Annotated in this window: 13 protein-coding genes; all 13 read right to left on the bottom strand. The window is 67.3% G+C overall.

Annotated elements, in window-relative coordinates; genetic code table 11:
* Positions 1–306: hypothetical protein (locus tag SCA01S_RS22725; RefSeq protein ID WP_218016410.1), on the bottom strand; the 306-nt coding region annotated here is incomplete at its 3' end.
* Between the two features lie 40 nt (positions 307–346).
* The gene (locus tag SCA01S_RS13665) at positions 347–1,090 is read right to left on the bottom strand and encodes a Bax inhibitor-1/YccA family protein (protein ID WP_022678353.1); all 744 of its coding nucleotides are present in this window, start codon (positions 1,088–1,090) and stop codon (positions 347–349) included.
* Positions 1,091–1,220: 130 nt separating this feature from the next.
* On the bottom strand, positions 1,221–2,027 hold the full coding sequence (locus tag SCA01S_RS13660; protein ID WP_062786386.1) for a pyrroline-5-carboxylate reductase family protein: 807 nt from the start codon (positions 2,025–2,027) through the stop codon (positions 1,221–1,223).
* 18 nt (positions 2,028–2,045) lie between these two features.
* A complete protein-coding gene (locus tag SCA01S_RS13655; protein WP_028658410.1) occupies positions 2,046–2,549 on the bottom strand; it encodes a type III secretion system chaperone family protein in 504 nt (167 codons plus the stop codon).
* A gap of 214 nt (positions 2,550–2,763) precedes the next feature.
* Positions 2,764–4,836: an SPOR domain-containing protein gene (locus SCA01S_RS13650; RefSeq protein WP_062786383.1), complete on the bottom strand. Its 2,073-nt coding sequence runs from the start codon at positions 4,834–4,836 to the stop codon at positions 2,764–2,766.
* A gap of 153 nt (positions 4,837–4,989) precedes the next feature.
* A complete protein-coding gene (gene ftsZ, locus SCA01S_RS13645) occupies positions 4,990–6,453 on the bottom strand; it encodes a cell division protein FtsZ (RefSeq protein WP_062786380.1) in 1,464 nt (487 codons plus the stop codon).
* Between the two features lie 218 nt (positions 6,454–6,671).
* Positions 6,672–7,955 carry a cell division protein FtsA gene (gene ftsA, locus SCA01S_RS13640; RefSeq protein WP_022675976.1) on the bottom strand — a complete coding sequence of 428 codons (1,284 nt, stop codon included), beginning with the start codon at positions 7,953–7,955 and terminating at the stop codon, positions 6,672–6,674.
* Between the two features lie 7 nt (positions 7,956–7,962).
* Positions 7,963–8,904, bottom strand: coding sequence for a cell division protein FtsQ/DivIB (locus tag SCA01S_RS13635; protein ID WP_054130586.1), 942 nt, complete (start codon positions 8,902–8,904; stop codon positions 7,963–7,965).
* A gap of 2 nt (positions 8,905–8,906) precedes the next feature.
* Entirely contained in the window at positions 8,907–9,872 is a 966-nt protein-coding gene (locus SCA01S_RS13630; RefSeq protein ID WP_054130587.1) for a D-alanine--D-alanine ligase, read from the bottom strand.
* Entirely contained in the window at positions 9,869–10,777 is a 909-nt protein-coding gene (gene murB, locus SCA01S_RS13625) for a UDP-N-acetylmuramate dehydrogenase (protein ID WP_439646871.1), read from the bottom strand. Before murB ends, SCA01S_RS13630 begins: the two co-directional genes overlap by 4 nt.
* A gap of 101 nt (positions 10,778–10,878) precedes the next feature.
* Complete coding sequence (murC, locus tag SCA01S_RS13620) at positions 10,879–12,303, bottom strand: UDP-N-acetylmuramate--L-alanine ligase (RefSeq protein WP_022675972.1); 1,425 nt, start codon at positions 12,301–12,303, stop codon at positions 10,879–10,881.
* Positions 12,300–13,502 (bottom strand): undecaprenyldiphospho-muramoylpentapeptide beta-N-acetylglucosaminyltransferase, encoded by a 1,203-nt coding sequence (gene murG / locus SCA01S_RS13615; RefSeq protein WP_054130588.1) that lies wholly within the window; start codon positions 13,500–13,502, stop codon positions 12,300–12,302. Before murG ends, murC begins: the two co-directional genes overlap by 4 nt.
* Entirely contained in the window at positions 13,499–14,650 is a 1,152-nt protein-coding gene (locus SCA01S_RS13610) for an FtsW/RodA/SpoVE family cell cycle protein (RefSeq protein ID WP_245652613.1), read from the bottom strand. Before SCA01S_RS13610 ends, murG begins: the two co-directional genes overlap by 4 nt.
* Positions 14,651–14,657: the final 7 nt, after the last annotated feature.

Here is a 14,657-nt window from a genome sequence, read left to right as displayed (position 1 = left end):
CGGGGGTGGCGGCGGGGCCTTGGCCGCACACCCAGCAAGGACCAGGCCGAGCGCGGCAGTCAATGCATAGGCAAGCGCCCGCGTGGGCCGCGCAGAGTGGCGCGCATGCGACATGGCCATATCCCCCTCATGAATTTTCGAAACGTTATTGGCGCTGGCGCGCGGCATTCCCACCATGGATAGACCCCGGATCACGTGCGTGGCGCCCTTTGGTGGAGCGCCAAACCTTTCTGAAAGCTGACTGAAATTGGTAACCTGCTTTCCCAGAAAGGAAAATGCCCGACAACCAAAAAGGTTGCCGGGCACGCAATCTACCGTATTCCCCGCCGTGCAGGCAATGGGGTGATCAGCGACGATCGCCCATCAGTTGCAAAAGCGAGGTGAACATGTTGATGAAGTCGAGGTAGAGCGTCAGCGCGCCCATCACCACGACCTTTTCGGCCATGGCCGTACCCGCCACATAGGCATACTGTTCCTTGAGGCGCTGCGTGTCATACGCCGTCAGACCGGCAAAGATCAGCACGCCCAGGAAGCTGATGCCCCAAGCGAGGCCCGGCGAGGCCAGGAACAGATTGATCACCGAGGCGATGATCAGGCCGAACAGGCCCATGATCAGGAACGTGCCCATGCCCGACAGGCTCTTGCGCGTGGTGTAGCCAAACAGGCTCAGACCCGCAAAAGCGCCGGCGGTGGCAAAGAACGTGGCCGCGATCGATGCGCCAGTATAGACGAAGAAGATCGACGAGAGCGACAGACCCATCGCCACGCTGAACGCCCAGAACAGCGCCTTGAGCGTCCCGGTGGAAATCTTGTTGATGCCAAAGCTCATGACCATGACGAACGCGAGCGGCGCCAGTGCGACAACCCAGCGCAGCGGGGTGCCGAACACGGCGGCGGCCATGCCGCTGGTGGCGAACACCAGTGCGACGATGCCCGAGAGCAAGACGCCCGAGGCCATGTAGTTGTAGATCGAAAGCATGTAGCGGCGCAGGCCGGCGTCAAACACGTCGCCACGGCCATAGGCGCCCGACAGGCTCGGAGACGCGCCGAAGCCCGTCTGCGAGGGCCGAGGATCGTTCCAGTTTGCCATGTGCTTGCACTTTCTCCATTGCGGGCAAAAATCGCCCATGCCGGCAATATCGGCCTTCCGCGCCCCGCTTTCAAGCGAAACCGGTGCCCGGAAAATGTGACAAAATGTATTCCCGGGCAGTGCCCGCCGATCAGCCGGCGGCGCGGGCTTCCTCGGTCATTTCCGCGCTGCGATCGCGGGCCGCGCGCAGCGTATCGCGCATCAGGCTGGCAAGCCGATCATCGGCATCGAGCACGTCGAGCCCCTTTTGCGTGGTGCCACCCGGACTGGCAACGCGGCGGGCCAGTTCGCCCGGGCCATGCTCCGACGCAGCGGCCAGCGCCGCGGCGCCATCGACCATGGCCAATGCCAGGCGATCGGCCTGCGCACGCGGCAGGCCGAGATCGGCAGCACCGGCCGCCAGGGCATCGATGACGCGATAGATGAACGCCGGGCCCGAACCAGCCAGCGCGGTAACCAGGTCCATCTCCGCCTCGTCAGAAAGCCATTCGGCGGTGCCGAGCGGGGCCATCAGCTGCGTGACTTCGGCATTGATCGCCGCGTCGCCATCACCCACCAGCGCGATGGGCGACTTGCCCAGGGCCGCCGCCAGGTTGGGCATGACCCGCACCACGGCCCCAGCCTGCGGAAACCGCGCGCGCAAAGTGGCGAGGTCGACGCCCGCCAGGATCGACAGCACGATCGTGCCCTGCCCCACCAGCGGCGTGATCGCCGGCGTGGCGGCGGCAAGACCCTGCGGCTTGAAGCCCAGCAGCACGAAACGGGGCGGCGCTTCGCCGGTCGGCGCGGTGCGCAGCAGGCGCACGCCAGCCGGCGCCTGGGGCAGATGCGGATCGACCACGGTAAAGGCCGCCGGGGCAATGCCGCTGGCGAGCCAGCCGGTCAGCATCGCGCCGCCCATGTTGCCACAGCCGAACTGGAGGAAGGAATAGGTCATCAGCAAATGGCTCCGAATTCAGGCTTCGCCGGCGGCATCGACCAGCGCGCTGGCCAGCGCATCGGCCGGGCTCTTGTCACCCCACAGGATGAACTGGAAGGCGGGATAGAAACGATCGCATTCGTCCACCGCCGCTTCGATCGCCACCTGCGCCTGGTGCAGGCTGAGCAGGCCATCGTCGCCCAGCATCAGCCCGTGGCGGTAAAGCAGCACGCTGCCGTTGGACCAGATATCGAAATGCCCCAGCCAGACCTGCTCGTTGATCAGCGCCATGACCTCGAACATCGCGCCACGCTTGTCATCGGGCACGCGGATATCGGGCAGCGAGAGGATTTGCAGCACATGGTCTTCGGGGCGCCAGATGCAGCGCAACTGGTACGTGGCCCAGGAGCCCTGCACTTCGCCATGGATCTCGTCGTCCGACACGAATTCGCAGGGCCAGCCGCGCGCTTCGAACAGCGAGGCGAGCATGTCTACCGGCGCGGCGTCGTCGCGGTCGCTGTCGTCGTGGCCGGTTCGCATCATCACGCCCCCTCACACGGTGCCCATGCCAGCGAGAATGCCAGCGCCTTAACCAGCGACCGTGGTTTCCATTCGTTCCATCGCGGAGCGATTGGCCGCCGACAATCGACCGTTAGCCCAGCCTTGGGCAAAACTCGACAACGCTGTGCAAAACTTGTGGACAAGCGTCGCCACGCCCACCCCGGCATCACGATCCGGGGCAGGCGCGGCAGAATCACTTGGCCGAAACGCTGTCCATTGCCTGGCCGGCGGGGCTGTCGAACTGGAACGCGCCGACGCCCTTGGCCTTGAGCTTGGCCACGAATTCCTGCGCGGCGGCATCGCTCGGGAACGGCCCGGTGACTAGGCGATAGACCCGGTTCCACGATGTGACGTATGCCTTGCGCCCGTGCAGTTCGGGCGCCTTGGCCTGAAGCCCGGCCCATTCCTTGCCCATCTTGGCGCGGTTGCCGCCGGTCAGGACCTGCACCCAGGTGCGTGCCGGATTGGCAGCGAGGCGCTTGGCCTCTTCCTTGGCCTTGCGCGCTTCCTCGGCCTTCTTGGCATCGGCCAGCTTCTTTTCGGCGGCCGCCTTCTTTTCGGCAGCGGCCTTCCTGGCGTCGGCCAGCTTCTTGGCCTCGGCAGCCTTGCGCGCCTCGATCGCGGCGCGTTCGGCCGCCGCACGCTCGTTGGCGGCCTGGATCGCGGCGATATCGACCGCCACGGTGGGGCGCTGCTGTTCTTCGGCGGGGGCGGTAAAGCCGGCAAAGAGCGTGGCAAAGCCATCGGGCGAAGGCGCCGCGCCAGCCGGCACTGGCTGCGGCGCGGGAGTAGGCGCCAGTTGGGCCGGTGCTGGCGAGGTCGGCTGGGGCTGCGGTTGCGCTTGCGCCAGGGTTTGCGGCGCGGGCAGCGGCGATGCGGCGGGCTGCGCCATGGCCGTCTGCACCGGTGCGGGCGGGGTATAGGCCGGTGCGCTGGGCACGGGCCGGGCCGCGGGAACCGGCGGCAGGACAATGGCCGGTGTGGGCGCAGGCGCCGGCGAATAGCTGGGCGTGGGCGCTGGCGGATAGCTGGGCGCCGGGGCTGGCGCAGATGTCACCGGCGCGGCGGCAGGGCGGGTCGCCGTGGGAATGCTCGGCAAGGGCTGCGCCACGCTGTTCTGCGCCAGTTGGGTCGGCGCAGTGCGGGTCGGCGCCGGAATGCTTGGCGCAGGTGTCGGGATAATGCGTCCGCGACGATCACGGCGGATCACCGGCGTAGCGGCAGCCGGCGTGGTCGGGGCGGCCTGGGCCAGCAAGACCGGCGCCTGGCGCGGATGGCTTTGCGCGTATTGCACGATCTGCGGATCATCGCGGCCGATATCGGCGGCACGCGGGAAGCGCCCGAAATTGGCGGCGGCGGCCTGCTGCGCCGGGGTCAGCCGCGTCAGATAGCGCAGATAAGGCGCGATGCCGGCGGCCAGTTGCGGCGGCATGGAGGCATTAGCGACCGTCACGGCCTCGTCAGGCTGGCCGGCAATGGCGAGGATGAACGTGCGCACACGCCAGGCGGCGCGATCGGACTGGGCGATCTGCGGCGCCAGCACCCGCTCGGCACCGGCGCGATCCCCACCGATCGCCAGGCTCAAGGCTAGGCGGCGGGTAACTTCGGCATCCGGCGCGCGCGCCAGGGCCTGCTGGTAATAGCGCTGCGCCATGGCGTTATCGCCCACCAGATCGTGCGCCAGGCCGCGATCGCCGGCCATGGCGGCCTGATCGGCCCCGGCCCGCTCTGCATCATCAAAGGCGCGGATCGCGGCAACGGGATCGTTGTGGCGCAGCATTGCCTTGCCGATCTGCGCCTTAATGCGGCCATTGCCCGGTGAAACCTCGTCAGCGCGGCGCAGGAAGCCGAGCGCCGCATCCACGTCACCCAGCGCCATCGCGGCATTGCCGGCATCGAGCAGCGCATCGGCGTTGCGCGGATCGCGCGCCAGGCGGGCGAGCGCGGCATCAAGCGTCTGCCCGTCGCCGGTTGGCAGCGGCTGCACCACCGGGCGCGACACGCTGCCGGTCTCGACCGGGGCGGCACTGGTGGTGGGCAGCGGTTGCACCACCGGGCTCGATACCATTGGCAGCGGCGCCACCGGGCGCGCGACCGGGCGGGCAGTGCGGCTGCCCGGCGTATCGAGCACCGATTGCTGCGGCATCTGCGAAAGATCCTGCGCCAGCACTGGCGCGGTTGCGCCGACCAGCAGGGCAAGCGCCAGGGCGGTGCGCGCGGCGCCGCGAAGCTGATTCGGGCGAGCGGGGAAAGTCTGGAATGTCATCGTGGCGCCGCCTTAGTCTATTGCGTCTTAAGCCAGAACAACAAGCCGCCACTCTCGCTGGGGAAAGTGGCGGCCTGATGACGGCATCGGGAAGATGGCATCGTAAAAATGGCAGGGCAGCAGGCGGTCATCATCGACGACCGCCCGCGCCGATCACTGGTTGTTCTGGCGACCCAGGAAGCGCGGGATGCTGAGCGAAGCGGAATCCTCGCTCTCTTCCGCGTCTTCCGTGCGGGCCGCCCCGCGCGAGAGATTGGCCATGCGTTCAAACAGCGTGCTGCCACCTGCCCCACCGCCAACGCGCGGGGTCGGGCGTTCCGGCTCGGCCCCGGCGCCAAGGCCAAGGCGCGGCGTGGGCGCAGCCGGCGCCGGATCGATGGTATAGTCCTGGGCCGGATCGGCACCGAGATCGAACGTCAGGTCAAGCGGATCATCAGCCGGCGGCGTTGCTTCCGGCTCGGGCGCCCAGGCCTGGGCCGGGGCAGCCGGCGGCGTGGCCGGGGCTGCGGGCGGCGGCGTGGCGGCGGCAGGTGCCTGTGGCGCGCTGGGCATGGCGATCGCCGGACGCGGCGCGGCGGCCGGGGTGAACGCCGGGCCACGCGTGCCGCCGGGCAGGTTTACCGGGCGGGCAGCCTGTTCGGCCTGCTCCATGCTCTGTTCGATGCCGGTGGCCACCACCGAAACGCGGATCTTGCCGTTGAGATCGGGATTGAACGCCGAACCCCAGATGATGTTGGCATTGGGATCGACCAGTTCGCGGATGTGGTTGGCCGCTTCGTCCACTTCCAGCAGCTTCATGTCGTCGCCGCCGATGATCGAAATGATCACGCCCTTGGCGCCCTGCATCGACACGCCATCGAGCAGCGGATTGGCAATGGCGCGTTCGGCCGCTTCGAGCGCGCGGTTGGGGCCTTCGCCCTCACCCGTGCCCATCATCGCCTTGCCCATTTCGCCCATGACCGAGCGCACGTCGGCAAAGTCGAGGTTGATGAGGCCAGGCATGATCATCAGGTCGGTGATCGAGCGCACACCCTGCTGGAGCACTTCGTCGGCCAGCTGGAACGCTTCCTTGAAGGTCGTCTCCGCCTTGGCCACCAGGAACAGGTTCTGGTTGGGAATGACGATCAGCGTATCGACGTGCTTTTGCAGTTCCTCGATGCCGGTTTCGGCCGAGCGCATGCGGCGCGTGCCTTCAAACAGGAACGGCTTGCTGACCACGCCCACGGTGAGCACGCCCTTGCGGCGCGCTGCCTCGGCAATCACCGGCGCAGCGCCGGTGCCCGTGCCGCCGCCCATCCCGGCGGCGATGAACACCATGTGCACGCCATCGAGAATGCGCTCAAGCTCGGGCAGGGTTTCTTCGGCGGCGGCGCGGCCCACTTCGGGGCGGGCACCGGCACCAAGGCCCTGCGTGATCGCCGGCCCAAGCTGGATGCGGTTTTCCGCGATCGAATTGTTCAGCGCCTGCGCGTCGGTGTTGCACACGACGAAGTCGACGCCTTCGATATTGGCGCCGATCATGTTGGCGATGGCGTTGCCGCCTGCGCCGCCCACCCCGATCACCGTGATACGGGGCCGAAGCTCGTCGATGGCCGGCGGTCCGATGTTGATGCTCATGTCGGTCTCCCTTACGGGTTGGCCCTTGCGGGTCGGGCGGTTGGGACGGGTCGGAGGCCGGAACGGCCGAAATGCGGATTTTCCAGCTTTGGCACGGAACGTTTCATCGAATCAAAGGCGATCGGCGCTTTTCCACAAGATCGATCGCCTATTTCGCGCCGAAATCAGCCAATCCGGTTGCTTCGTGCGACGAAAGACCGGGATCGGTGCCATAACCGTTAAAAATATTCCTTGAGCGCGCGCACGATCCGCCGCCCCCAGCCCCACAACGTGGTCGAGCCGCCGCCTTGCGCTGCCATCGTCAACTTGCGGATATCGATCGGATCGGACGCTGCGTGCAGCACCAGGCCCACCAGCGTGGAGGAACTGGGCGTAGCATGGCCCTGCGGCAGGCCCAGCATGGCCGGCGGCGCGCCGATGCGCACCGGCCGCCCCAGCGCCGACTGGGCATAGTCGGCCAGGCCCGGCAACTGTGCACCGCCGCCGGTGAGCACCACCTGCTGTCCGCGCGTGCCGGTAAAGCCCATGGCCTTGAGGCAGCGACCCAGTTCGTCAGTGAAGTGGCCAAGTTGCTGCGTGATCACCGAAATCAGCTCGGCACGGGGAATCCGGTTCTTGTCATCGGCATGGCGCGCCACTGGCCCTGCCCCTTCCGGATCACCGGGGGCATTAACGGGAATCATCTCGCGATGGTCGGCCGGGCTGGCAATGGCCGATCCCGACATGCACTTGAGGCGCTCTGCCTGATAACGGCGAATGCCAAAGGCCGAAGCGACGGCATCGGTGATATCGCCCGATCCGAACGGCAGCACCTGCATGCCCAGCAGCATGCCGCCGGCATGGACCGACACCGTGGTCACTTCCGCGCCGAAATCGACGAGAGCCACGCCCAGGTCGCGCTCTTCCGGCATCAGGCAGGCAAGCCCGGCCGCAACCGGCGCTGCCACCACGCCATCCACCTTGAGGTGCGCGTTCTCCACCGTTTCGCGGATATTGCGGATCGGCGCGCCATCGGCGAGCATGACGTGGATATCCACCGCCAGCCGATCGGCATGCAACCCCTTGGGATTGGGCACGCCATGCGCGCCATCGAGCGTGTAATGCGCCGGCTGGGCATGCAGCACGGTGCGGCCATCGGGCTGAATCACATCACGCGCGGCCACCAGCAGGTGCTGGATGTCATCATCCTCGATCCGCCGGCCGCCGATCTCCACCTCGACCTGCGCGGTGGAACTGGCCAGGCCCGCGCCGGCACAGCCGACCAGCACCTGGGTGACCGAAGTATTGGCCATCTTTTCAGCGCGTTCGATCGCGTCGCGCACCGAATGGGTCGCGGCCAGCATATCGACCACATAGCCGCGCTTGATCCCCTGCGAGGCGCGGTGGCCCGAGCCGAGCACGACCAGTTCGCCCGCCTCCGACAGGCCGGCGATCATCGCCGAGGTGCGGAACGAGCCAAGATTGACGGCGGCGAAAACCTTGGTGATGCGGGGTGCAGCCACGGGCGGTTCAGTCCTTCGCCTTGGCGGCGGCCTTGGCCTTGGCCTTGTCGCGCTGTTCCTGGGCCAGTTCGTCGGCATGGCCGGGCACCAGCAGATAGGTGCGGTCCTTGGCGCGCATGTCAAAGCTCGCCACCTTGCCGCCGAGCAGGCGGTTGACCCCGTCCATGCGCGCGAATTCGAGCAGCGCGGCGGCTGATTCGTCGGCGCCTTCGGGCAGGGCCAGCACCTGGCCTGTCTTGAACGTCAGGTTCCAGCGGCGGTTGCCGATCCATTCCGCCTCGGCCACCTGCGGCTTGAGCGCGGGCGCGGCATCGAGCAGGTGGTTGAGATCGGGCACCCGCGCCGCGGCGCCATCGCCCGACAGCACGAACATGCCCTTGGCCCGGGCCGGGCTCACCGGCTCCAGCTCATGCCCGGTTTCGTCGATCAGCATCAGCTGGTCGCCCTTGCGCAGCACGCCGTGGGGCGTGCGCTCCACTACGTCGACTACCAGCGTATCGGGCAATTGCCGCGAGACGCGCGCATCCTTGACCCACGGCAGGCCGAGCAGCGTTTCGCGCAGGGCCGCCACGTCCACCCGCGACATCGCCTGGTCGCGCTGGCCCAGCACCTTTTCATAGATGGTCAGCTCGTTCATGCGCTTTACCCCGCGCACTTCCACCCGCTTCACATCAAAGCCCGCGCCATGCGAAAGGCGGGCCACTTCGCTTTCCATCAGGGCGGGAACCCCGGCGATATTGGCCACGGTCCACACTGCCACGGCAGCGGTGCCCAGGATCACGGTCAACAGGATCCGGTGCAGCGTTTCCTCGCTGAACGGCTGCACGCGCATGACATGGCCAATAGCAGAGCCGGTCTGCTTGCGCGCCGTCTGCACCTTGGCCTTGGCCCCGCGCTGCGCGGCCACCCGCCGCACGCCCTTGCCACCACGCCGGATCGTCTGCGCCATGGTCAGCCAGCCCCCTTCCTGGTCTTGGCGGCGGCCGCATCCTTGATCGCCTCGGCCAGGATCGCCTCGACCAGGTCGGGATAGTCCATGCCCAGGTGGCGCGCCTGTTCGGGCACGAGGCTGAGCGGGGTCATGCCCGGCTGGGTGTTCACCTCGAGCAGGAACAGCCCCTCTACCCCGCGCTCGTCGTCCCAGCGGAAATCGGAACGGCTGGTGCCCTTGCAGCCCAGCAGCTTGTGCGCGCGCAAGGCAATGTCCTTGCACGCCTGGGCGATATCATCGGGGATTTCGGCGGGGCAGACATGCTCGGTCAACCCGTCGGTATACTTGGCATCGAAATCGTAGAAGCCGGTCTTGGGCTTGAGCTCGGTGACCATCAGCGCCTGGTCGCCCAGCACCGCCGTGGTCAGTTCGCGGCCACGGATGAACGGCTCGGCCAGCAGTTCGTCGAATTCCTGCCAGGGGCCGCGCGCATCCGGGCTGATCGGATTGCCATAGTTGCCTTCGGCGGTGACGATCGCCACGCCCACCGACGATCCTTCGTTGACCGGCTTCAACACATAGGGCCGCGGCAGCGGATCGTGGCTGTAGAGTTCTGCGGTCTTGACCACGCGGCCGCCGGGCATGGGAATGCCGTGGGGCACGAGCGCCTGCTTGGTCAGTTCCTTGTCGATGGCGATGACCGAGGTGGCCAAGCCCGAATGGGTATAGGTCAGCCCCATCAGGTCCATCATGCCCTGCACCGTGCCGTCTTCACCGGGCGTGCCGTGCAGCGCGTTGAACACCACGTCGGGCGCGGCCTCTGCCAGGCGCAGCGCCACGTCGCGGCCCATGTCGATCCGCGTGACGGTGTGCCCGCGCGCCTCGAGCGCGCCGGCCACGCCTTCGCCGCTGGTCAGCGACACCGGCCGCTCGCTCGACCAGCCGCCCATCAGCACCGCCACATGAAGCCGGGGCAGATCTGTCATGGCAGATTCTCGTGCTTGATTCGGCCCACCCGCTTGATTTCCCACTGCAACTCCACGCCTTGTGTCTGTTTCACACGGGCCCGCACGTCTTCGCCCAGCGCCTCGATCTCGGCGCTGGTGGCGGTACCGGTGTTGATCAGGAAGTTGGTGTGCTTTTCGCTCACCTGTGCGCCGCCCAGGGTCAGGCCACGACACCCGGCCGCATCGACCAGCGCCCAGGCCTTGTGCCCATCGGGGTTCTTGAACGTGGAACCGCCGGTCTTGCTGCGCAGCGGCTGGCTCGCCTCGCGCGCGGCGGAAATACGGTCCATCTCGGCCTGGATCGCCTCGGGCTCTCCCGGTTGCCCGCGAAAACGCGCCGAGACCACGATGCTGCCATCGGTCAGCTCGGAATGGCGATAGGCATAGCCCAGCTCTGCCACCGGCAGACGCGCCACCTCGCCAGTGCGCATCACCACGTCGCAATCGACCAGGATGTCCTTGACCTCGCGGCCATAGGCGCCACCGTTCATCCGCACGAAGCCGCCGACCGTGCCGGGGATCGAGCGCAGGAATTCAAGGCCGGCAATCCCCGCATCACGTGCGGTCGACGAGACGAGAATGCCCGAGGCGCCGCCCCCGCAATCGAGCGTGACGGCATCGATCGCCATGACTTTGGCAAAGGGCTTGCCCAGGCGCACAACCACGCCCGGCACGCCGCCATCGCGCACGATGAGGTTGGAACCCAGGCCCAGCGCCATGACCGGCACTTGCGGATCGAGTGCGGCCAGCAAGGCCTGGAGATCGGCCACGTCCTTGGGCTCAAAGAGCCAGTCGGCGGTGCCGCCCGACTTGAACCACACCAGCGGGGCGAGCGGGGCGTTTGGGGTGAGCCTGCCGCGAAGCTCGGGTGTGGCTTCCACCACTCCCCGGCCCTCTCCTCTGAAGAGGAGGGGGGGATTGGCATTGTGCTCCCCCTCCTCTTCAGAGGAGGGGGCCGGGGGGTGGTGAGAGGCCTTGCCCGCCATTACCCCTCACCCCGCAACGCCACGATCGCCGGCGCCAGGCCGGCCGCCCACTTGGTGATATCGCCAGCCCCCAGGCACACGACCATGTCGCCAGCCTGAAGCTGCGGCGCCAGTTCGGCGGCCAAGGCTTCCGGCCCGGCGATCAGATGCGCGCTGCGGTGGCCGCGCGCCTTGACGCCTTCGACCATGGCGGCGCTGTCCACGCCCTCGATCGGCTGTTCGCCGGCGGGATAGACAGGCGCCGCATAGACCACGTCGGCATCGTTGAACGCGCCCTGGAAATCTTCCATGTGGTCACGCAGGCGGGTGAAGCGGTGCGGCTGGACCACGGCGATCACACGCCCGCGCACGCCTTCACGCGCGGCAGCCAGCACGGCGCGGATTTCCACCGGGTGATGGCCATAGTCATCGATCACCGCCACCTCGCCACCGGGCACGGCAACCTCGCCCACCTTGGTAAAGCGGCGCTTGACCCCGCCGAACTTGGCAAAGCCCGTGCGCACCAGATCGTGCGGCACGCCCATTTCCACCGCCACGGCAATCGCGGCCAGCGCGTTCTGCACGTTGTGGCGGCCGGGCATCGGCAGGTGAATGTCTTCGATCCGCTGGAACGAGCCATCGCGCTGGCGCAGCACGGCGGTGAAGCGGTTGCCGCCCGGTTCGGGAGTCACGCCTTCGCCGCGCACGTCGGCCTGGGCGGAAAAGCCATAGGTCACCACGCGGCGATCGCGCACCTGCGGGATGATCGCCTGCACTTCGGGATGGTCGATGCACAGCATCGCCGCGCCATAGAACGGCACGTTCTCGATGAATTCGACAAAGGCACGCTTGACCTTCTCGAACGAGCCATAGTGATCGAGATGCTCGGGATCGATGTTGGTGACCACCGCGATCGTGCCATCGAGCCGCAAGAACGAGCCATCGCTCTCGTCGGCCTCCACCACCATCCAGTCGCTGTCACCCAGGCGGGCGTTGGAGCCGTAGGAGTTGATGATGCCGCCGTTGATCACCGTGGGATCGACGCCGCCAGCATCGAGCAGGCAGGCCACCAGCGACGTAGTCGTGGTCTTGCCATGCGTGCCCGCCACCGCGACGGTGTTTTTCAGGCGCATCAGTTCAGCCAGCATTTCCGCGCGGCGCACCACGGGAATGCGCGCTTCCAGCGCGGCCACCACTTCGGGATTGTCGCGCTTCACCGCAGTGGAGGTCACCACCACCTGGGCATTGGCGACGTTTTCCGTGCACTGGCCGATCATCACCGGGATGCCGCGTGCGCGCAGCCCTTCAACGACATAGCTTTCCGCCATGTCTGACCCCTGCACGGCATAGCCCATGTTGTGCATCACTTCGGCAATGCCCGACATGCCGATGCCGCCGATGCCGACGAAATGGATCGTGCCGATTTCGACGCCGACACCCTTCATGCTTCATTCTCCAAAGCCAGCGCTTCGCCGCCAGCCGTTGCCGGGGCGGCCGCCTTGCCGTCAACCCGGATCACATCCATCAGCGGCGCCCCGCCAAACCCTTCGACCAGATCAGCGAGGTCTTCCACCGCGCGCGGCAAGCCGCAGTTCCATGCGGCATGGGCAGCGTTGGCCAGCCCCACAGGGTTCATCGCCATGGCCTGGATCTGCTTGGCCAGTTCCTTGGGCGTGAAGCCCGGCTGGCGGATCGCGCGGGCGCCGCCGGCCTTGACCATTTCGCGGGTGTTGGCGGCCTGGTGATCGTCCGTGGCGATCGGCAGCGGCACCAGGATCGCCGGGCGGCCCACGGCGGTAAGTTCGGCAATGGTCGATGCGCCAGCACGGCCAACGAACAGGTGGGCACCAGCCAGCCGGCTCGCCATGTCTTCGAAATAGGTGCCCAGTTCGGCGGGAATTTCATGCGCGGCATAGCGCGCGCGCACGGCTTCCAGGTCTTCCGGCCGGCACTGCTGTGTCACCTGCAGGCGGTGGCGCAAGGCGGGCGGCAGCATGGCCAGGCCATCGGGCACGACCTGCGCCAGCACCGACGCGCCCTGGCTGCCCCCGGTCACCAGCACGCGGAACAGGCTGTCTTCGGAAAATTCCGGGAACGGCTCTCCGCGCAGCGCCAGCACTTCGGGGCGCACCGGATTGCCCACCAAATGCACCTTGCCCCACCAGCGCGGATCGAGGCGGTCCACCTCGGGATAGGCGGTGGCGATGGCATCGACGCCCTTGGCAAGGTAGCGATTGACCCGGCCCAGCACGGCGTTCTGTTCGTGGATCACCGTGGGAATGCGCGCCGCGCGCGCCGCCAGCAGCGCGGGCAGCGCCGGGTAGCCGCCGAAGCCGATCACGCACGATGGCGCAAAGCTTTCAAACAGGCGCAGCGCCATCGAGCGGCCCTGCCAGATCGCGCGCAGGCCCTTGAGCAGGGCAACCGGGTTCTTGCCCAGGCGCCCGGCGGGCAGCACATGAGCAGTGAGGAAATCGGGCTTGCCGGGGATCTTGGCGCCGCGCGCATCGGTGATCAGCGCCACGTGATGGCCGCGCGCGTGCAGTTCGGTGGCCAGGGCAAAGGCGGGAATCAGGTGCCCGCCGGTGCCGCCAGCGGCCAGCACGAAATGGCGCGATACGCCGGGTTGAGGTTGTGCAGTCATTTGCGCGTCAATTCGCCCAGATGGAAGGTTTCGCGCGTCAGATAGGGGTTGCGGCGCGTGATGGCGAGCAGGAAACCGACACCCAGCAACAGCGCGATGGTGGACGAACCGCCATAGCTGATCAGCGGCAGCGTCATCCCCTTGCATGGGAACAGCTGCAGGTTGACCAGGATGTTGATGAACGCCTGCCCCGCCAATTGCGCGGTCAGGCCGGTGGCCGCCAGCACGGTGAACAGGTCTTCCTCGTCCACCAGGCGCAGCAACACCCGCAGGACGATGGCGCAGTAGAGGATCACCACGATGGCGCACGAGATCAGGCCGAACTCTTCCCCGATCACGGAAAAGATATAGTCGGTGTGCGCCTCGGGCAGCGCGTTCTTGCGCGCGCCCAGCCACAGGCCAGTGCCGCTCCACCCGCCGGCCACCAGCGTGCGCATGGCCAGGTCCACCTGGTCGAACTCTGCCCCGCCCGACAGGAAGTTGTCGATGCGGTGCGTGGCGTTGGGATAGAACAGATAGGCCAGGATCACCGCCACGATCGCCCCGCCCATTGCCCAGCCCACCCGCGCCAGCGGCAGGCCCGAGAGCAGCACGAGCACGAACCACACCCCTGCAAACAGCACAGTAGAGCCGAAATCGGGCTGCGCCATCAGCAGCACCGCCACCACCAGCATCGGCACCATCGACAGGCGGATCACCGGCATGTGCGGATCGCGCACTTTCCATGACAGGATCCAGGCCACGGCGATGGCAAAGCCAGGCTTGAGGAATTCGGATGGCTGGATGCCCAGCACCCAGCGCTTGGCGCCCTTTACCTCGGTGCCCATGATCGGCACCAGGATCAGCGCCACGACCATCACGCCCGCGAGCATGATCGCCGCGCGCCGCGCGGTATCCTTGGGCAGCAGCGACACCGCAAACATGCCGAGCAGGCCAAGCCCCTGCATTTCCAGCTGGCGCCAGAAGAAATAGAGATCGCCCAGCGCCTTTTGATGGGTGGAGAGGCGATGCGCGCTGGCCGGAGAGGCCGCGGCCACGGCAATCGCGCCCACGATCATCAAGACCAGGATCAGGCCCAGCAGCACGCGATCGATCTCGCGCCACCAGATCACCAGTTCGCTGCGCCGGGTGCGCCGGAAGCGCTGCATCGCCGAG

The organism is Novosphingobium capsulatum NBRC 12533 (genome assembly GCF_001598375.1).
Lineage (GTDB): Bacteria > Pseudomonadota > Alphaproteobacteria > Sphingomonadales > Sphingomonadaceae > Novosphingobium > Novosphingobium capsulatum.
The sequence above is the reverse complement of the archived record's forward strand: the minus strand, read 5'-3'. Positions and strand labels throughout refer to the sequence as shown.

Coding starts and splice junctions, on each gene's coding strand:
- SCA01S_RS13665 (WP_022678353.1), bottom strand. CDS start 1,090: ATGGCAAACTGGAACGATCCTCGGCCCTCGCAGACGGGCTTCGGCGCG.
- SCA01S_RS13660 (WP_062786386.1), bottom strand. CDS start 2,027: ATGACCTATTCCTTCCTCCAGTTCGGCTGTGGCAACATGGGCGGCGCG.
- SCA01S_RS13655 (WP_028658410.1), bottom strand. CDS start 2,549: ATGCGAACCGGCCACGACGACAGCGACCGCGACGACGCCGCGCCGGTA.
- SCA01S_RS13650 (WP_062786383.1), bottom strand. CDS start 4,836: ATGACATTCCAGACTTTCCCCGCTCGCCCGAATCAGCTTCGCGGCGCC.
- ftsZ (WP_062786380.1), bottom strand. CDS start 6,453: ATGAGCATCAACATCGGACCGCCGGCCATCGACGAGCTTCGGCCCCGT.
- SCA01S_RS13635 (WP_054130586.1), bottom strand. CDS start 8,904: ATGGCGCAGACGATCCGGCGTGGTGGCAAGGGCGTGCGGCGGGTGGCC.
- SCA01S_RS13630 (WP_054130587.1), bottom strand. CDS start 9,872: ATGACAGATCTGCCCCGGCTTCATGTGGCGGTGCTGATGGGCGGCTGG.
- murC (WP_022675972.1), bottom strand. CDS start 12,303: ATGAAGGGTGTCGGCGTCGAAATCGGCACGATCCATTTCGTCGGCATC.
- murG (WP_054130588.1), bottom strand. CDS start 13,502: ATGACTGCACAACCTCAACCCGGCGTATCGCGCCATTTCGTGCTGGCC.
- SCA01S_RS13610 (WP_245652613.1), bottom strand. CDS start 14,650: ATGCAGCGCTTCCGGCGCACCCGGCGCAGCGAACTGGTGATCTGGTGG.